Origin of the sequence: Paenibacillus koleovorans NBRC 103111, assembly GCF_004000845.1 — a bacterium.
Taxonomy (GTDB): domain Bacteria; phylum Bacillota; class Bacilli; order Paenibacillales; family NBRC-103111; genus Paenibacillus_AA; species Paenibacillus_AA koleovorans.
The window spans coordinates 53,201-72,470 of the sequence record NZ_BIMA01000008.1; the positions used below are offsets into that span (position 1 = coordinate 53,201).

The window sequence follows — 19,270 nt, forward strand, 5'->3', positions numbered from 1 at the left end:
CTCATTTTCGAGTATACTTTAGCTAGATTTGGAAAGGAGCAGCGGAGAGCATGATCCTCTTTTTTCTCACATTTGCAGCATTTAGCGGGCTTTACTTCGGGTTCGCGTGGCTCACTTTACATTTGCCAGGGCATAAAATCGACCATCGTCCACTGCGAAAAAATCAAATCCGAAATGAAATTGGTCTCTCGATGATTTCCATTGCTTGCTTCAGCGGCATTGCGGTCGTCACGAAGTGGCTAGTTGAGCTAGGAATATTAGAGGTGACGTGGGAGATCGTCTGGTGGAAGCTGCCTCTGGAGATCGCAGTGCTTTTTTTCTGGAACGAGATCCATTTTTATTTGTGTCATAGATTGCTTCACACCTCGTGGTTGTATCGGCATGTACATGTTCGACATCATCGCTCGGTGGTGCCGACGCCTTATTCCACGTACAGCTTTCATTTTGTGGAAGCCTTGCTGTTGGGCAGCGTAATGACGACGGCGTTGCTATTTTACCCGTTCAGCCTCGTTTCGCTGATGACGTTGCCCCTCATGAGCATCATTCTGAATGCGTTAGGTCACTTAAATGCAGATTTGTTCCCCAGCCGTCCGCTTAGCCATCCGTTGGCCTTCGCGCGCAGACATAGTATGCATCATAGTCAGAATTCAGGCAATTACGGATTTTTCTTGCCTTGGTTCGATATGTGGTTTCGTTCGGCGATTAAACAGAAGGGGCGTTAACCGTGGTCGGTTTGCTCCTTCTCCAAAAAAGAAATAGAAAAAACCGTTCGTGGCCCTATGGGACTGCGGACGGTTTTTGAATCGTTTCAATCCGACAAGATTTGTACGATACAGAGGTGAACGGGCCGCTCCTAGTAGGCTATCCAACAGGATTTGTATGCTGCAGCTTTTCTTTCAATTCCACAAGAAGCGCATGCATCTGTTCCGTGGCCAGGCCGTGAAGGACTAGGCGGAAACCGGCACCGTATGTCGGGAGCGGGACCATCGGATGTTTGTTGACGATCAGCGCCAGCCGTTCGTTGTTGCCGATAATTTTGGATGCGTACATCCCGATCGTCTCGTCCAGCTGGAGGGAATTGCTCGCCCGCCAAAAGTCGTTGTCCGTCAAGAACAGCTGATAAATCGGTGTAAACAGTTCAATTGCGGTCGTCAAATCGAGCTTATTGGTCCATCGGCGAGGCAAGGGCTCTATCGGGATCGGTGTTGTGGTGATCGCATCGAAGTTCAGCAGCAGCTGTTTCTCGAGCTGAAGGCCTTTCGTCTCCAACTCTTTGTTCAAGTTAATAATGAAATTGTACAAATTCAAATCGTGAATCAGGAACAGGTCGTCCTTGACCGGCTCCAGGTTGGTGGGCTTCAGCGGATTCATTTCAATTTCGATGCCGGGGACGTTGTCCTTTATAAACCGCAATATTTCCGACCCCAAGTAAAAATGCCGCAAAATCAAATAGTTGGCTTCCGGACTTACAAAGGTTTTCATGCCGTGATACAGCACCTTGTGAAGCATACGGGATGAGGTCAGCTTCTTGGGTACCAAAATTTTGAACAATTGGATCAGTAAAATGGTCAGTCTGGCAAGCGGCCGCAGCACCGGAAGCACGAATTGCCTGGACCATGTCGAAGCGTCCTTCAAGAACGCAGCCTTGGCCGCTCGATTGAAAGGAATGCTCTGATCGAGATAAACGGCTAAAAAGGGATTCGGGTCTCTTTTGTCATGCGGCATCGATTCAAAAAACTCTTTTTGATTCATAGGGACGCCTCCGTAATCCAAACTTGAAACCAAAGGAGCTAAGTGTTGCCGACTTCCTCCAATTGCAGCAAATATAGCCGGGCCGTCGTTTTGGCTGTCTTCACAATTCGGCGCGCCATTTCCAGATTAAGCATCGGATGCTGGATACCGGCTTCAAGACGTTCAAAATGCTTCTCGTCGGAGTCGCTGTGATAGAGCAAGAAGGTGACTTGCCGATCCTCCAGCTGAAGCGTATCCCGGATCATCTCGCCCCAATATCGTGCCATTCGGCATCCGAGACCTTCAATAATCCACATGGCGCCCATCAGATCGAAAGGGTTGTCCCGGCTCGCACGCTGGAACAAATAAGCGGAGAGCGCTTCGCTTCCGATATTTTTCTCGCCGGACTGAATGTCCTCAAGCGCTCCTCCGACTGCTACATAATCACGCTCAAGAATTTGGAAGTCGCGATGCTCGTCTCGGGCATGTGCGATAAACAGCGAGCGCAGATCGATATGTTCGATGGCTATATATGAAGCCGCTCGGGCTATCCATTGAGAGCCGTCGATGACCTGCTGCCGAATGTTGACCATCAGCATCCTATAATCCTGGATTGTAAACTTGCCGGCGTACAGCTTCTGAATGATCGGAACTTGAGCCAGCCTTTGTTCGAAATCAATCCAAACGTTAACCAGCTGTCTCACCAGAAACTGTTGGACTTCGCTGTTGCCGTCAAATTCCAGATGAGGAGCCTCCGCTTCACGCTGCTGTATTTCTACAACGGAGCTGGAATGCCCGCATACCACCGTCAAATACATATAAGAAGTCTGAAAACGACCGCTTTCCGGCACCATGCACAGTACCTTCTGTCCTTCTTGTAGATGGCCCTCGTTCAGCAACTCTTCCAACATGATATAGATGGATGCTGCACCCGTATTTCCCTTCGAATACAGATTGGTAAACCAACGCTCCTCCGGAATGGTCAGCCCTCCGGCTTTCAACAGACGGAAGATTTCATCTCTGAAGAAATGAGAGGAGTAGTGGCAGACCATCCAATCGATCTCGTCAGGTCGCACAAGGCCTTCATCGACGAGCTCGAAGAACCGCTTGACGCCGACTTTGGGCATTTCATTCACGAGGCGGATATCTTGCTTTAAATTGATCGCTCCCTGATCCGCTGCATCGTGGATCGAAGCATAGTCCAGCCAAGAGGGACGCGGCTCCGGGTCTTCTTTATTGGTGCCTGCATACATGCAGATGTCGTATAGGTTGGCGTAAGACCGATTGTCGATCCACTCGATTTTGAGCGATAGGCCGGACTCGCTTTGTTTATTTTGCAGGACGGCAGCTCCGGCTCCGTCGGACAACATGAACCGCAGGAAATCGGTGTCAAACGGGATCGATTGACCCATGAAGCGCTGCTGCGATTCGAATCTGGTGCTTTTGAACACTCGACTTGGAAACTCGCTGGCACAGGCGACGGCGGAGTTCTTCTCGCCCGATTGAATTTGTAGAAACGCGCTCTTCATCGCCTGCATCCCGCTGCCGCATACACCGTGATGGTTGGCGATTTCCAGAACCGGCAGATCGGCCTCGGCGTGAACCATGCTTGCAAAGCCGGGAACGAGCAGATCCCCCTGTGTCGTACCTGTGGCGAGGAAGTCAATGTCCGATCTGGAAAGAGCGGAACGAGATAATGCATCCTGGATGGCGAGAGAAGCCATTTGCGCATTGCTGTACAAGCTTCGCTGTTGTTTATCGATCGCATAATGCCGTTGTTTGATCTGGTTTTGCTCCAGGATTCGCCGCATAGATTTGGAAGACTTTCCGCCGATTTTACCGAGATACTCTTCGATTTCATGGTTTTCAATCGGGGGGCCAGGTAAAAACTTGCCTACACTAGTAATATAAACGTCTCTCATGGAGGCTCCTTCGGATTAAGTAAATGTTCGTCCTGTATATTCTAGCATATTTTGCTAGACATTAAGGGGGAAATGTTATCGGATGATCAGCACGGTATGTCGTTCTTGTAAATCATTCCCTGCTGCCGCAGCGAATCGCGGAGAAACTCGAAGAAGCTGTTGAACAGGGCGGAGCGTACCCGATCTTCGTTGTAGGCGAAGTAAATGTAACGCTTGAACGGGTTTTGAGGGATTTCACGGCACACCAATTCCCCCCGTTCCAGCTCGGCGGCAATCGCGGAGCGCGAGATGAACGACACGCAATTGCCCGCCATGACCGCTTGTTTGATTGCTTCCAAGGAATCCATCTCCATAACGGGCGTGAGCGTGAGGCCAAGGCTCTTGGCCCACTTGAGCGTCATGCTGCGCGTGCTGGACTCTTGGCCGTGGAGAATAAACGGTACCTCGCCAATATGGTCGGGATACACCGTTTCCTTGCGAGAAAGCCCATGGTGCGGTGAGAAAAAGAGCACGAGCTCGTCCTCGCACAGCGTCTCGCCGATCAGCGACGTCCACTGGAACGGCTCGGCGGAGACGAGGCCGATGTCCAGCTCATGACCGAGCAGCATGCTCTGAATGACAGGGGACGGACGAATTGTCAGCGACAAGGAGATGTTCGGGTGCTGCTTGGAGAACGCGCTGAGAATGGAGGGCAGCAAATAAGTGCCGGGCACGAAGCTGGCGCCAATCTTGAGCTTGCCGCTTCCCCAAGCGTTGAATTCTTTGACGATCCGCTCCGCCTCGAGCGCAAGCGAATTGATTTTCGACGCATAGTGGCGCAACGCCTGCCCGGCCTCGGTCAAATGCACTTTCCCCGAGCTGGAGTAGAATAGCTGCACCCCGAGCTCCTTCTCCAGGCTTTTCATATGAAACGTAACGGTCGGTTGCTTCAGCTCCAGCTGTTCGGCTACCGATGTAATCCGCTTATGCTGGTCCAGCAGCTCGACAATTTGAAGCTTCACCGAAGTCCAATTCATCCTGAATGCACTCCTTCAACAATCTTTATGACCTCATTATAGATAAAATCTATGCACTTGAATAGTTTCATAAAAAAACTTAACAAATGATTTACACCGCGTTGACACTCTACTGATTTTCGAGGACTAGACTGAACTAGAATTCCTCCCATGGAAGGTTGCTAGACTAAGATGACATTACAACTACGCGGTATTCACAAATCGTTCGGCGAGGCGAAGGCGCTAGAATCGATCGACCTGACGGTGGCGTCCGGCAAGTTCACGACGCTGCTCGGCCCATCGGGCTGCGGGAAGACGACGCTGCTGCGCATTATCGCCGGCCTGGAAACGCCGGATCAGGGAGAGCTCCGAATCGGAGACATCGTGCTGTTCGATCGAGCTCGCCGAGTCAATCGACCGGTGCATCAACGCGGCTTCGGCATGGTGTTCCAGGATTTCGCTCTTTGGCCGCATATGACCGTACTGGAGAATGTGGCGTTCGGCTTGAAGGCGAAAGGGGACAAGGCCGGCTGGCGTAGACGGTCGCTGGAGGCGATCGAGCTTGTCCGGCTGGGCGGCATGGAGAAGCGTTACCCCCATCAGCTGTCCGGCGGGCAGCAGCAACGGGTGGCGCTCGCCAGAGCGATCGCGATTCGGCCGCAGCTCGTGCTGTTCGACGAGCCGATGAGCGCGTTGGACGCCATGCTGCGGGAGGAGATGCGTCTGGAGCTGCTGAGCCTCGTGCGGCAAATCGGCTTCACCGCCATCTATGTGACGCATGACCAGACCGAAGCGATGTCGATGTCCGACGAGATCGTCGTCATGCAAGGCGGTCGCATCCTTCAGCAGGATTCGCCGGAAGCGATCTACCGGTCGCCCAAACATGCTTTTACAGCGCGGTTTATTGGCAAGACGAACTGGCTGGAAGCGGACAAGAGGCTCGTCCGACCCGAGCATGTGAGCTGGTCCAGGAAAAGCGAGTCCGATCTGACATGGAACGGGACGGTGCAAGCCGTCAGCTACATGGGAGAGCGTTATGAGATGGCCGTCGATTTAGGGGAGAAGGGCATGTGGCTGGCTTATCATCCAGCCCGCATGTCCATTGGGGAGCCGGTTCAATTGTTTGTGGCTCCAGAGTTTGTTCGCGTGCTGCAATCTGAATAAATCCATTTAGAAGAGAGGAAGTAAGAAACATGAAAAAGCAAGGATCGTGGAAATCCGGTTCCGTCGCAATGTTGTCCGTCTTGATCGGGGTCAGCTTGAGCGCCTGCGCCGGCGGTACGGAGTCGAATAACCAAGGAGCGAGCACAAGCTCTACACCGACGCCGACATCGACTGCGACGGCAACTCCTTCCGCATCGCCTACCCCTACGCCGGTCAAACTTAGCGGCAAGCTGGTCGTTTATAGCGCAGGCCCTGCCGGTCTCGCAGAAGGCATTCAGAAAGGTTTTACCGCCAAAACCGGCGTACAGATCGAAATGTTCCAAGGCACTACCGGTAAAATTTTGGCCCGGATGGAAGCGGAAAAAGCGAATCCGGTCGTTGACGTAGTCGTGTTGGCGTCTTTGCCTTCGGCAATCGGGATGACCAAAAGCGGCTTGACTATGCCTTATAAAGAAGCGAAAAATGCGGACAAGCTGTTCCCGGGCTACTCGGATAAAGACGGCAATTACTTCAGCTACAGCTTGTCGGCGCTCGGCATCGCCTACAACACGAAGCTAGTCACGAATCCTCCGAAAGAGTGGGCCGATTTGACCAAACCGGAATGGAAAGGCAAGATCAATATCCCGGATCCCGCTTTGTCCGGCTCTGCGCTTGATTTCTTAACCGGCTATGTAAACAAAAACGGCGAAGCCGCTTGGGACCTGTTCAGCAAAATTCAAGCCAACGGCGCGATCATCGCAGGCGCGAACCAAGAAGCGCTCGATCCGGTCATCTCCGGGGCGAAAAGCATCGTGATGGCGAACGTGGACTATATGACCTATGCTTCAAAGGCGAAAGGCGAGCCAATCGATCTTATTTACCCGGCCGGCGGCACTGTCATTTCCCCTCGCCCTGCCATGATCATGAAAACAACTAAAAATCCGGATGCGGCTAAAGCGTTCATCGACTACCTGCTCTCCGACGAAGCTCAAAAATTGGTAACCGACAGCTTCATCCTGTCCGGCCGCAACGACATTACGGTGGCAGGACGTCCTAGCGCGAAGGATATTCCGGCGATTCAAGTGGACTGGGCCTGGATGAACGACAATCAGAACGCGGTAACCGAGAAATTTACTCAGCTGTTCAAAAAGTAACACCGGATGGGGATGACCGCCCGATGAGGCTCAAACAACCGGGGACGCTGCTGGCCTTGCTGCTTCTGGCTACGCTGGTCGTCCTCCCTCTTTTATATGTGTGCATGACGAGCATACTTCCGCAGGGCAAGCTGGATTTGTTCGCTCCGATTCGAACGGTGACGGCGAAAAACTTGACCGGCGTATTCACGAACTCGCTTATGCTCGGCGTCTATGTAGTCGCCTTGTGTACCGCGTTCGCCCTGCCGCTTGCGTGGATCATGGCGAAATCGCCGCTCGGCAAACATCGCTGGCTCGATGTCGTGCTGCTCATTCCGTTTATGACGCCGCCTTACATCGGCTCGATGGGCTGGATCTTATTCATGCAGCCTCGCGGATATTTGGAGCAGCTGTGGCCGGGCGGAGTTTGGCTGAGCACCAGGTTTTTCAGCCTGACGGGAATGGTCGCCATTATGGCGCTGCATTTGTTCCCGTTCCTGTATTTGATTCTACGAGGCGCGATTGAACAAGTCGGGGGCAATAAGGAAGAGGCGGCAGCCGTGCATGGCGCCGGGTTTTTCCATGCGGCCCGACGCGTGCTGCTGCCGCTTATTTTCGCCAGCTATGCGATGGGGGCGCTGCTCATCTTCGTGAAGACGCTCGCCGAGTTCGGGACGCCCGCTACGTTCGGCAGGAGGATCGGATATTTCGTCTTGACGACGGAGATCCAGAAGTCGATCTCGAGCTGGCCGATCGATTTCGGCAAGGCGACCTCGCTCGCTTCTTTGCTTCTGCTAGCTTGTCTTGTTCTCTGGTACATCCAGTCCGTAATTGTGAGACGCCATTCCTACAATTTAGTAGGGGGCAAGGGCTCGCGGGGGAAGCTATATTTGTTGCATGGCTGGCAGCAGGCGGTTGCTTGGCTTTATGTAGGCGTGCTTCTGTTGGTGGCGATCGGCGTACCTTATTTCTCCATCGTCTCGGCATCGCTCATGAAGCTGCGCGGCAACGGACTAGCTTGGAGCAACATGACTTTGCAGCATTACGGCAAGCTGCTTGCGTGGGGATCGCCCAGTATGGAGGCGCTGCTGAACAGCTTCGGTCTCGCTTTGTTCGCCGCCAGCATCGCCGCAGCCGTCGGGACGTGGCTCGCTCTCGTAATCGGACGCTCCAAGCGGATTCCGCAGAGGATAACCGACATGCTTAGCATCTTGCCGAACAACGTGCCGGACATTATCATGGTAGTTGGTTTGATCATGGTTTGGAACTCGACCTGGATGCCGATCAAGCTGTACAACACGTACGGGATGGTCGTGCTGACCTATGTCATCTTCTTCTTGCCGTATACGGTGCAGTATGTTAAAGCCCGCAACGGGCAGCTGGACGATTCGCTGCGGCATGCGGGGCAAGTGTTCGGCGGTCGACCGGTCTATATTTTCCGGCGCGTGGTGCTGCCTTTGCTGGTCCCGGGCGTGCTGGCCGGTTGGATGATGACGTTCACGATCTCGTTCCGCGAGCTCGTCGCCTCGATGCTCGTCCTGCCGCCTTCCATGCGGACATCGGCTACTTACATTTTCGCCCAATTCGAGCAGGGACAAATTTCGCTGGGGATGGCCATGGCGGTCGTTTCCGTCGGCCTGACCACTTTGATGCTGCTGCTCCTGACCCTTACAACTACGAATAGAAAGTGGAATCGATCATGATGCAGCTGCATGTGTGGGGCGGTGCGGGCGAGCACGGCCGCTCCTGTTACCTGGTGTGCGCGGGAGGGAAGCGGCTTTTGCTCGATTGCGGCGTGAAACGGACCGGACTTGGCGAGTATCCGCTTGTGGATGCTTCCGTCATTCCGCAGCTGGATGCTGTTTTCCTGTCGCATGCGCATGAGGATCACTCGATGGCCATCCCTTGGCTGTATCGGCTTGGCTATCGAGGTGTAGTATGGACAACCCGCCTGACGGCGGAAAAGATAGAGGCTTATTTGGCCTCTTGGGGCAGCTATGTGTCGAAGCAGGGCGGAGCGCTGCCTTATGACGAGCGGGATATTTCACGTGTGGACTATGCTTATTTGGACGAGCTGACTCCCGCCTTGGAATGGAAGGAGATTGGGGACGGCCTGTCGGTCTGCTGGGGACGCAGCGGCCATATGCTGGGCTCGGTGTGGCTGCTGCTCGAAGTGGAGGGCCGGCGGCTGTTTTTCTCCGGGGACTATACGGAGGAGTCGACGCTGCTGCGGACCGACCGGCCTGCGGATGCCCCGGGCGGATTGGACGGCTTGAGCCTGGCGCTCGTGGACGCGGCCTACGGGCCCGACCCGGAGCGGCAGGCGGACAAGCTCGAGCGGCTGTACGCCGCGGCGGAGCGCGTCTGGGCCGGCGGCGGCCAGCTGCTGCTGCCGGTGCCGCCGAGCGGCCGCGGCCAAGAGCTGCTGCTGCTGCTGCGGCAGCGCTTCCCTCGCGTGCCGCTGCGGGTGGAAGCGGAGCTGCTCCGGGGACTGGAGCAGCTCCGCCTGTCGCCGGGCTGGCTGCAGCCCGGCGCCCTGGGGCAGCTCGCCGACGCGATGGGCGAGCTGGAGATCGTTCGCGGCGAGGCGCAGCGAACGGCGATTTGTGCGCCCGGCGCGGAGCCGGGCGTCATCTTGACCGGCGACGGCATGATGCAGTCGCCGGTGGCGCAGCGCTACTATGCGCGGCTGCGGGGGGAGGCGGCGAACAGCATCCTGATTACCGGGCATGTCGCCCGGGGGACGTTCGCCGAACGGCTGCTCGCGCTGCCCGAATCGGAGCGGGGCTGCGTGGTGGAGCGCTGCGGCTTCAAGATTCACCAGGGGCTGCACGACGTGCGCCGCATGATCGCTTCGATGGCTTCCTGCCACGCGACCGTGCTCGTGCATGCGCCTCACGCGGACACGCTCGCTTTGCGCGACGCGCTAGAGGCGGAAGGCTATAGCGGTCTATTGGCCTTACAGCCGGGGGATCGAATAGAGTTGTAGCAAACTTAGTGCAATGCTATAATGGGAAAAAGCGGAAGCACCGCCAACACGCAAGCCGAACCGGAAACGGATCGGCAGCGTGCTGGCCGGTGCTTTTTTGCATTTTGCTGTTTGAGGAGGCTGGGGTTTTGCCCGTAGACCATGATCGTTTATTCAAGGAATTGATTCAAACGTATTTCCGCGAGTTTCTGCAGCTGTTTTTTCCATCGGCATTTGAGGCGATCGCCTTTGAGCCGCTTACCTTTTTGTCGGAGGAGCTGTTTACCGATTTGGTCGCCGGGGAACGACGCCGCGTGGACCTCCTCGCCGAGACGAAGCTATTGGGAGATGAGGTGCTGATCATTGTGCATGTGGAGCCCCAAGCCTACTACCAGAAAAACTTCGCGGAGCGCATGTTCCTTTATTCGAGCCGCTTGTACGAAAAGTACCGACGGCGCATTTTGCCGATCGCCGTTTTCAGCTACGATCAACTCAAAGAGGAGCCCGATACGTTCGGGTGGGCTTTCCCGTTTCTGGAAGTGCACCAGTTTCGGTTTTTCAAGCTGGAATTGAGGAAGTGCAACTGGCGGGACTATATCCGGCAAAATAATCCGGTCGCCGCTGCGCTGTTGAGCAAGATGGGCTATAATGAAGAAGAGCGCGTGCAAGTGAAAAAAGAGTTTTTGCGTATGCTTGTACGCATGGAGCTCGACCCCGCCAGGATGCATCTGATCGCCGGATTGTTTCATTCCTATTTGGTGCTGAACGAGGCGGAAGAGAAGACGCTGAAGGAGGAGATTCGTTTGCTGGATAAGAAGGAAGAAGAGCAAATATACGAGATTCACAATTATTGGGACAAAAATGCGGTGCAGCGAGGCGTGGAGATTGGAAAGATCGAGGGAAAGATCGAAGGAAAGATCGAAGGAAAGATCGAAGGTAAAATTGAATTTATCGAGCAATACGTTAGGTCTCGCTTTGGCCAGGCAGGTGAGCCAATACTAGTGAAACTTCACAAAGTAAATGAACTCGATCGACTCGAACGTCTGGCGAACGCACTATTCCAGGCAACAGACATCGCAGAAGCTAGAGCATTGGTGGACAAAGCGTAGCCCTGCTGCGTCCCCCAACAAATAGTGCTGCACCCATAACGCTATTTTGCGTCGTCGCCTGCAACAGATTCACATGCAGCTGCGACTTATGAAAAAAACAAGTCCGTAATCGCCAAAATTATTTATACTGAGAGAGGAGATCAAATCTAGCAAACGGAGTGTGCAGCATGCGAAAGTTGAGAACTGGCGTTGTGGGACTAGGGAGAATCGGGTGGAGGTTCCACCTGCCGGAAATAGCGAAAGAGGAAGGGTTTGAGCTGGCCGCGGTCGCGGATCCTTCCAATGAGAGGTTGGCAGAGGCCAAGGCGGAGTATGGCGTCCAAGCGTATGCCGATTATGAAGCGATGCTGAAGAAGGAGCGCCTTGACCTGGTGGTCATCGCTTCGCCGACGATGTTCCATACGGAGCAGACGATTATGGCTTTCCAATACGGAGCGGATGTGCTCTTGGAAAAGCCGATGGCGGCGACGCTTCCGGAAGCGGACCGGATGATCGAAGCGATGCATAATCACGGCCGCAAGCTGATGGTGTATCAGCCGCATCGCACAACCGCCGCCTACCAAGCCGCCAAAAGCATTATCGACGGCGGTCTGCTCGGCCCGATTTACATGCTTAAGAAATCGATTTCTAGATATACGCGCCGAAATGACTGGCAGGCCTTCACCAAATTCGGCGGCGGGATGCTGAACAATTACGGCGCACACGCGATCGACGAGCTGATCAGCCTTGCTGGCCCGAATGTCAAGCGCATAGACGCTCATTTACGAAAAATTGCGAGCCTCGGAGATGCCGACGATGTGGTCAAGGCGGTGTTGGAAACGGAAAGCGGGGTTGTGCTCGACATCGACATCAACATGGCGATCGCCGCGCATTTGCCGGAATGGGTCATATTGGGAGAGCGGGGAACGGCGATCATAGAGGGGGTGGACGACCAGCAGGTGTTCAAGCTCAAGTATTATTTGCCGGAGGAGCTGAAGGAGCTGGCGGTTCATGACGGGCTGGCGGCGCCGGGACGAGAATATAGGAATTTCGATGAGATCCCGTGGCGGCAAGAGGTTGTACGTCTAGCGGACTTCAAACCGATTCCTTTTTATGAGAAATGTTACGAGCACTATGCTTTGAACGAGCCGCCGTTCATTCCGATCGAACAAACGCGGGAAGTAATGCGGGTTACCGCTGAGTGCAGAAAAGAGCAATAAGAGGAGGACAACGGTGGAAATGAAGGAAGCGTTTCTGTCCATGCAAGTATCCAAGCTGCTCGACGGTGTTGCATCAATAGCGGACTGGGAAACGAAACGATCGGAGATTCGTCGCAAGTGGCTTGATACAATCGGGGGCATTCCGGAGAAGGTCCCATCGCTAGTGAAGATCCTGGACGAAACGGTAGAATTGAACCATACCCGCGTACATCTGACGTATGACACCGTGTTCGGCGATGTCGTGACCGCCTATCTCCTGGTGCCGAACAATAGAGCCCAAAACCAAATCTTGCCGGCCATCGTCGCCGCCCATCCGACCTCTTCGATTGGCAAAGCGGAAGTTGCCACCGTTCAAGGGAAGTTCGACCATCAATATGGGCTGGAGCTTGTGTCGAGAGGGTATGTCGTGCTGGCGCCGGATACGATTACGGCGGGGGAGCGCCTGAAGGACGGCCAAACTCCATACCGGACGGAGCCTTTCTATCAAGAAAATCCCGAGTGGAGCGCCGTAGCCAAAATGATCGTCGATCACAGCCAAGGCATCGATGTTCTATGCTCGTTCCCCTTCGTAGATCCCAGCCGGATCGGGGCGATCGGCCATTCCTTGGGCGGATACAACGCCTACTTCCTCGCTGCGATGGATGATCGCATCCGAGCCGTCGTGTGCAGCGGCGGCTTCGGCATGTTCGCCGGCGATCCGGAGCCGCATCATTGGGGACTGCGGGATTGGTTCAGCCACATTCCGGAAATTAGCCGTATGGTAGACCGCGGACAGCTGCCGCCGTTCGAATTTCACGAGATCGCGGCGCTGCTCGCCCCGGTTCCGTTTCTTAACTGGAGCGCGCAGGAGGATCGTTTCTTTCCGAACTGGCAACAAATCGGAATGGCGATGATCGAGCTGAGCGGGCTGTACCGTTTTCTCGGCGCAGAGGAGCGATTCGTCTCCATTCTAGGCGATGGCGGGCATCGCTTCCCGGGGTGGGTGCGCTCGGTGGCTTATGATTTCTTGGATCGCTGGCTGAAAAAGGAGACGATCTAAGGATTGGGGAATGCATCATGATTCAGTACACACGACGTCTGTTTGGAAATTTGTCGCCGGCGGTGCAGCGGTTTATCGGCACGGAAGCCGTATTCGGCACCGGCACCGGCATTTTCAGCTTGATTCTTAATTTGCATATGCTGGACCTGGGCTATTCCCAAGAAGTGGTCGGACGCATCGCTTCGCTCGGAGCGCTGACCGTCGGTATCTTGAGCTTGCCGGCGGGATGGGTCGTGCAGCGGATCGGCCGTAAAAACACGCTTGTGTTCGGCATGGGACTGTCTTTTGCATCCATGATAGTATTTGCATTCGGTACTTCGATCACTGCTCTGACGGTGGCGCAATTGATTTGGTCGCTTGGGATTACCGCCATAGTCAATTCGGAAATCCAGCTGCTGTTCGAGTACTGCCGTTCGAGGGAAGAGGAGCCGGTCGCGTATTCGCTGCTGTTCGCCGTTTTCACCTTGTTCGTAGGTGTCGGTACTTTGCTTGGAGGCTATTTGCCGATCTGGCTGCCGGGAAATACGACGGTGTATCAGTATGCTTTCATTGCGGCTGCGATATGTTTTGCTGCAGGGACCGCACTTCGCGGTTGGTTGCTGCCTGCGTCGGGCGAGGCGTCCATAGCGGAAGCGAGGATAAAGAATACCGCTACGGAAAAATCAATCCCAGGTGAGCCCCTCAGCAAGAAACGAGGCAGGATGACCTCCTTGTTGCTGTTGTCGGTGTTCATCTTTATCGCGGGCTTCGCGACCGGCATGCTTAATCCGTTTTTGAACGTAATCTTGAAGTTCCGCTTCTTATGGGACGACGGGAGCATTTCTTTGCTGCTGACGCTGGCAGGCGTGTTTCTGTTCGTAGGCTCCATGTTGACCCCTTATTGTCTGGACAAATGGGGAAGCCGCCGGACGATTGTAGCTCTGTTCCTCAGCAATCTCGTATTCGTCGCGGTGCTTGCGCTCGCCATGCCGGCGTTGCTGTTCTCTGCGCTGCTGCTGCTTCGCGGCGGACTCTTCAACATGCTGGCCAATTTGCTGGACAGCGAGGCGATGTCCGCCGTCGAAGAAGAGGACCGCAACCTGTATGCAGGGATGCGGACCGTTTCACGCAGCTTAGGCAACGCACTGGCTTCGTACTTGGCCGGTTACATTATGGCGGGCAACGACTATACGCTGCCGTTCCTGATCACCGCTGCATCCTTGTTTGTCGGGTTCCTGCTTTATAAGGCCGTCGTCCAACCACTGCTGAGGGCGGAAGGCGCGTAACGAGCAAAAAAGACTCTGAGGGCTTCCGAATAGGACCCCCAGAGTCTTTCTTCGTTTTCAAGCGTACGCCCGGATCTCAATGATCTCGGCATATTCGCTGCCGTTCGTGGAATCGATGGCTATTCGCAACTGATCGGTCATGACCGACGAAGAGAGCGTATGCACTTGCTTCCGCTTGCGGTTGTCGCCCAGCTCCGCAACGGTCTTCCAATTGCCGCCTTCGAACGCTTCGATGCGGTAATCCTTAGCCAGCTCCGGTCGAATATCGTTCGGTGTCCGATGGTGGTGCAGATTGATCAAGTCCAGCTGGACGTCGTCGTTGAATACGAGTTGAATCGTACGGATCTCAACCGGCTGCGCCCAGGAGAGCTGCAGCCATTCGGGACGGCCCGGAGCCATCGCGGCGGACGACCACAGATGAGGTCCGGCGTAGGGCCGCAAATAGCCGTCCACCGCTTTGCTCGGCGAGAGCGCCGCAGTAGGCGACTGCAAACGGAAACAAGGCGTTTGTCGGATGAAACGGCGCGTGCTCCATTGCACGACAGGCTGGTCCGGCTGTTTCTCCTCGAGCTGCGACGAGACGATCGGCTTCTCGCCCTTCAAGAAAGCGAGTACGCCGGTACGAGCGATCTCTTGGACGTGCAGGGATACCGACTCATTCGCTTTCACGATGACGAATGCATTGCAGGCGGTTTCCGGCTTCCAGCTCAGGTCGAAAGCGACCCATTGCCGTTCGCCTGCAGCAAGCGTAACGGTAGAGGAGGCGATCAATTTGTGCGGGACATAGTTTTCGGCCAAACCGGTATCCCATAGCTCAACGGTCAGTTCCGCAGCGGAACCGCCGTCAAGCAGAAGCTCCAGGCCATTAAGCTCCGGCTCGACCGGCAAGAGCAAGCCGATATCGCTTTCCAGCGCAACGGCTGTAGAGTCGCCTGTCGGCGAGGAAGGCTCCACGGCGAGCTGTTCCAGTACGCTGGAGGCGGTCACCGTCGCCCGGCGCGCCAGATCGGCCGGGTCCTCGTTGCGCAGCCCGATAATGGAAGCGTCCTGCCGCAGCATCGTCTGCTGCAACTCGCTCAGATGCTGCGCGTACAGCTCGCGCGGCGTAACGCCTTTGGCCGCGCAGAGCGCCGCCGCCGACCCGGCCGCCTCGCCGATGACGGCGCATGTGGCCATGACGCGGGTCGTGCCGAACGCCACATGGGTGGCGCTGATGTCCCGACCGGCCATGAGCATGTTCCTCACGTTGACCGAGTATAACGAGCGGTACGGGATATGATAGTTGCCGTCGGGATGCAGGTGTTTGGACCCGGCTTCCGTCGAGTAGACGCCTTGCGGCGGATGCAGGTCGATCGACCATCCGCCGAAGGCTACGCGGTCCTCGAACGGCGCTTGCTGCAAGATGTCGTTCTGGTTCAGCACATAATCGCCGACGAAACGCCGATACTCCCGTTTGCCGGGAATCGAGCCGACCCACTCTAACGTCATGTTGTCTGCGTCGAACTGACCGGAATTTTTGATATAGTCCCAGATGCCGTAAATAACCGACCATAGCTCGTCTCGAATACGTTCGTTGTCGTGGACGGTGTCAAGCTCGCCGCCCCATTCGATCCACCAATAGGCGCAGCCGTTGTCCCCGCTGCGGATGACACGCCGCTGTGGAATGGTCGTCTTCGTAATATCCTTCGCGAAGCTGGGAGGAATGTACTTGACCGGCCGGCCGGCATCCTTCGTGTAGAACAGCAAGGTGCTGCCTAGCGTAATGTCGTCGGAGACGAGCGGCGCCCAATCCTCGTTGTACTCCTCGCGAGCTTCGCGTCCGATTTTGTATTTCGCCCCTGCTAGAAAGCCGACCAGCCCATCTCCCGTACAATCCAAGAAAATCTGGCTTTCGAACCGGATGCGCCGCTCCGACGCCATCATCCATCCAGTGACGGAACGAATCGTCCGATCGTGCTCGTCCCCGTCAGCCTCAACCTCGTGTACGTCGGTGTTCAGGAATACCCGAATGTTCGGCTCCGCACGCACCGCCTCGAGAACGACCAAATCCCAAATGTACGGATTGCCGTCGATGTTGCGGTATTGATTTTCCACAAACAGCTCTCCCATGATGCCGGTTTCACGCGCATATCGATGCGTGCCGTGGCCAGTCGCCCCGCATACCCAGACGCGAACCTCGCTGCTGGAGTTGCCGCCGAGTACAGGGCGGTTGTTGATCAACGCTACCGTTTGGCCGAGACGGGCAGCGGCAATCGCCGCGCATACGCCTGCCAGCCCGCCGCCTACGACGGTAATATCCGATTGAACGACTTCTTGTCTCATCTGAATCCCACACTCCTCGACACGCTATGTGTGAATGATATTGCTTATCCTTGATTTCATCTTAAATCGAACGGTTGCCAAGAAACATACACCGAGTTACGATAGAGCATATCTTTTATTTCACGACAAATGAGAGAGTGGGACAAGTCGATGAGCCGGAACTGGTTGGTGTATCCGATGGGATACATGTACTGGGTGGAAAAGGAGCAGTTTTTGCTGGAGCAGGATACAAGCCGATTTTGGACGATGTGCGCGGTCGAAAGCGGCTCGTTCCGGTATCGCATCGGCGAGCAGGAAGGCGAAGCCGGGTTCGGCGACGTGGTCGTCTGTCCACCGGAAACGCCGTTCAACCGCTGGACCATTTCTCCATTAACGTTTCACTACATGATTTTCATGTGGGAGGAGGAGCCAGGGAGAGAGGAGGTGGCCGGCCGGGTCGGCAAACTGTCGATCCAGGATCTGGAGCGGCTTGCCTCTACGTACCGCTATTTGCGCGGGTTGATGGGAGAAGGGCTAGTGCTGGAGGAGCCGCTGTTCGGCCGTTTCCGCCATTGGCTGGGCGACATTTGGCGGCAGCTCGAATATGAGCGCGGCTTAATCGGCCATCATGCGAACGATCCCGAGCCCAACCGGGAAGACGAACCGGAAGCGGCGATGCAGGCGGCGCGTTCGTGGCTGCTGGAGCATGCTTACGAGCCGTTCCTCATGCGCGAGCTGTCGGACAAGCTCGGGCTGACCGCCGTGCAGCTCACTCGTCGATTCCGAGCTGCTTACCGGGTCACGCCGTCGGAGTTCGTGACGGGCTTGCGCATCGTCCGCACCAGCCGGCTGCTCGAAGAGACGGCACTGCCGCTGGAGGCGATCGCCGAGCGGATCGGCTATGAGAGCGGCTTCTATTTGAGCCGTATTTTCAGCCGCTATAAGGGGATGCCGCCTTCAGCTTATCGTAAGATGTTCCAGGTCTAGCGGACCAGAACCACGGCCAGCACCAAGACCCGAACCAGAACCAAAATCTGAGCCCGAACTCAAACCCGAACGTGAACGCACGGAAGCCGGGAAACGAATGTTTCCCGGCTTCTTCTACGACATCAGCAATCATACGAGGTGCTCGTCTTACAAGTCGGAGAGCTCCTTAAGAGACTTGATCTTCCCATGAGGATGCTGCGTTTGCTTGCGCATCTTGAACGCGTTCTCTCTACGGCGTTTGGACGTGGACACAGGCATGGCCCCTCTCGTTATGAAGTTGACGCACGAGTTAGGATGGCTTGCGCCGCCGCTTCGTATGCGCGTCAGCCGACAATTTCCTTGATCCGGACGGCGCCGGTTTTGCTCAAATCGATAAACTCGTTCCCGACCTTTATGAAAGGACGATTCGGATAGTTCGTATTATTCAGTACGATGCGGCCCCGGCGCCCGTCCGACAAAATGATATCGCTTCCAATTTGAGCGGACATCAAGCGGCTCAAAAATGTCAGGCCGAGGTTCGACTCCAGACGTCCCAGCGTAATTTCGTCGAACAGCTGCGTAACCACTTGGTAGAAAGGCATCGCCGCTCGATGCGGACGTTCGGTTGTCATCGCCATATACATATCGGCCAGGCCTACGATCCTGCTGAGCGGGTCGAGCTGGCTGCCGGTCAGCCGGTTCGGGTACCCGCTGCCGTCCTCGCGCTCGTGATGCTGCAGAGCAATGAGCGCTACACGGGAATCGACGCCGGAGTCCAGCAGCAACTGATGGCCCATGACGGTATGCTGCTTCATTATTTCATACTCATGGGGCATCAGGCCGGTCGTTTTTTGCAGGAGGCCGCTGGGCAGCTTGATCATCCCGATGTCGCACAGGCTGGCGGCGGTCGTGAGCAGATGCAGCTCCGGCTCGTCCAGCTTCATCCACCGGCCGATTGTTGTCGCCATAATAGCTACCCCGATGCTGTGGTTGTACCGGTAATCGGCTCCGGCTTTCAATTGCGTGAACAGCTTGTAAATATTGCTCTGCCCGCTGACATTCAAAATCACAGGCAAAATCGTGCGCTCGATTTCCTCGGTAGGCACCTTGCCGTTCTTTTCAATAAAAGTCTCGATTTCCTTCAACTTCGACTCCGTATGATGCACCCATTTGCGTTCCTCGGATTCCCTCGACGGGGCTTGATCCGCCGGCCAGTCCAGCTCCTCGACATGAATATCCATCACGTCGATGCGGAACTGCTGCAGCTTCTCGATATGAGCATCCGTCAAAATCGTCTCGATCGGAATCAGCAAAACACCTCGGGTGTCGAGGATGTCGTGAAGCAGCTGCTTGCCCACCAACTCGTCGTATTGAGCGCAAATCATTCCAGTTCCTCCTAGAAGCATCGTCCAACGCCACGAATGCGCTTTCATTTCCAATATACGACAAATTATAATGGATTTCGATGAAGTCAGCTACCTGTTGCAGCTAAAATAGTT

General features: G+C 55.4%; 16 protein-coding genes. 10 read left to right on the plus strand and 6 right to left on the minus strand.

Going from position 1 to position 19,270, the window contains the following annotated elements:
- Positions 1-50 precede the first annotated feature (50 nt).
- Positions 51-722, plus strand: a complete 672-nt coding sequence (locus tag PKO02S_RS04320; RefSeq protein WP_127579862.1) for a sterol desaturase family protein — start codon at positions 51-53, stop codon at positions 720-722.
- A 139-nt stretch (positions 723-861) separates the two neighbouring features.
- On the opposite strand, the gene PKO02S_RS04325 is transcribed toward PKO02S_RS04320, so the two are convergent.
- From PKO02S_RS04325 to PKO02S_RS04335, 3 genes are all read right to left on the minus strand, one after another.
- The gene (locus PKO02S_RS04325) at positions 862-1,752 is read right to left on the minus strand and encodes a DUF6999 family protein (RefSeq protein WP_127579863.1); all 891 of its coding nucleotides are present in this window, start codon (positions 1,750-1,752) and stop codon (positions 862-864) included.
- Between the two features lie 38 nt (positions 1,753-1,790).
- Positions 1,791-3,653, minus strand: a complete 1,863-nt coding sequence (locus tag PKO02S_RS04330) for a 3-oxoacyl-[acyl-carrier-protein] synthase III C-terminal domain-containing protein (RefSeq protein ID WP_127579864.1) — start codon at positions 3,651-3,653, stop codon at positions 1,791-1,793.
- Positions 3,654-3,739: 86 nt separating this feature from the next.
- On the minus strand, positions 3,740-4,669 hold the full coding sequence (locus PKO02S_RS04335) for a LysR substrate-binding domain-containing protein (RefSeq protein WP_127579865.1): 930 nt from the start codon (positions 4,667-4,669) through the stop codon (positions 3,740-3,742).
- Between the two features lie 171 nt (positions 4,670-4,840).
- Here PKO02S_RS04335 and PKO02S_RS04340 point away from each other — a divergent pair, with 171 nt between their 5' ends.
- From PKO02S_RS04340 to PKO02S_RS04375, 8 genes are all read left to right on the plus strand, one after another.
- Positions 4,841-5,812 carry an ABC transporter ATP-binding protein gene (locus PKO02S_RS04340; protein ID WP_127579866.1) on the plus strand — a complete coding sequence of 324 codons (972 nt, stop codon included), beginning with the start codon at positions 4,841-4,843 and terminating at the stop codon, positions 5,810-5,812.
- Between the two features lie 29 nt (positions 5,813-5,841).
- Entirely contained in the window at positions 5,842-6,945 is a 1,104-nt protein-coding gene (locus PKO02S_RS04345) for an ABC transporter substrate-binding protein (RefSeq protein WP_164821286.1), read from the plus strand.
- 23 nt (positions 6,946-6,968) lie between these two features.
- The gene (locus PKO02S_RS04350; RefSeq protein WP_127579867.1) at positions 6,969-8,627 is read left to right on the plus strand and encodes an ABC transporter permease; all 1,659 of its coding nucleotides are present in this window, start codon (positions 6,969-6,971) and stop codon (positions 8,625-8,627) included.
- Positions 8,624-9,913, plus strand: coding sequence for an MBL fold metallo-hydrolase (locus tag PKO02S_RS04355; RefSeq protein WP_127579868.1), 1,290 nt, complete (start codon positions 8,624-8,626; stop codon positions 9,911-9,913). The genes PKO02S_RS04350 and PKO02S_RS04355 overlap by 4 nt, the downstream gene beginning before the upstream one ends.
- Before the next feature lie 128 nt (positions 9,914-10,041).
- Complete coding sequence (locus tag PKO02S_RS04360; RefSeq protein ID WP_127579869.1) at positions 10,042-11,001, plus strand: RpnC/YadD family protein; 960 nt, start codon at positions 10,042-10,044, stop codon at positions 10,999-11,001.
- Between the two features lie 167 nt (positions 11,002-11,168).
- Positions 11,169-12,200 (plus strand): Gfo/Idh/MocA family protein, encoded by a 1,032-nt coding sequence (locus PKO02S_RS04365; RefSeq protein ID WP_127579870.1) that lies wholly within the window; start codon positions 11,169-11,171, stop codon positions 12,198-12,200.
- A gap of 19 nt (positions 12,201-12,219) precedes the next feature.
- On the plus strand, positions 12,220-13,239 hold the full coding sequence (locus tag PKO02S_RS04370; protein WP_127579871.1) for an alpha/beta hydrolase family protein: 1,020 nt from the start codon (positions 12,220-12,222) through the stop codon (positions 13,237-13,239).
- Between the two features lie 17 nt (positions 13,240-13,256).
- A complete protein-coding gene (locus PKO02S_RS04375; RefSeq protein WP_127579872.1) occupies positions 13,257-14,504 on the plus strand; it encodes an MFS transporter in 1,248 nt (415 codons plus the stop codon).
- A gap of 57 nt (positions 14,505-14,561) precedes the next feature.
- Here the strand turns inward: PKO02S_RS04375 and PKO02S_RS04380 are convergent, their stop codons facing one another.
- Positions 14,562-16,826 (minus strand): FAD-dependent oxidoreductase, encoded by a 2,265-nt coding sequence (locus PKO02S_RS04380; protein WP_127579873.1) that lies wholly within the window; start codon positions 16,824-16,826, stop codon positions 14,562-14,564.
- Positions 16,827-16,976: 150 nt separating this feature from the next.
- Here PKO02S_RS04380 and PKO02S_RS04385 point away from each other — a divergent pair, with 150 nt between their 5' ends.
- Positions 16,977-17,792 carry an AraC family transcriptional regulator gene (locus tag PKO02S_RS04385; protein WP_164821287.1) on the plus strand — a complete coding sequence of 272 codons (816 nt, stop codon included), beginning with the start codon at positions 16,977-16,979 and terminating at the stop codon, positions 17,790-17,792.
- A gap of 147 nt (positions 17,793-17,939) precedes the next feature.
- Here PKO02S_RS04385 and PKO02S_RS33090 read toward each other — a convergent pair whose 3' ends face one another.
- Positions 17,940-18,044, minus strand: coding sequence for a DUF6254 family protein (locus PKO02S_RS33090; RefSeq protein ID WP_246066831.1), 105 nt, complete (start codon positions 18,042-18,044; stop codon positions 17,940-17,942).
- Positions 18,045-18,115: 71 nt separating this feature from the next.
- Positions 18,116-19,156, minus strand: a complete 1,041-nt coding sequence (locus PKO02S_RS04390; protein WP_164821288.1) for an HD-GYP domain-containing protein — start codon at positions 19,154-19,156, stop codon at positions 18,116-18,118.
- Positions 19,157-19,270 lie beyond the last annotated feature (114 nt).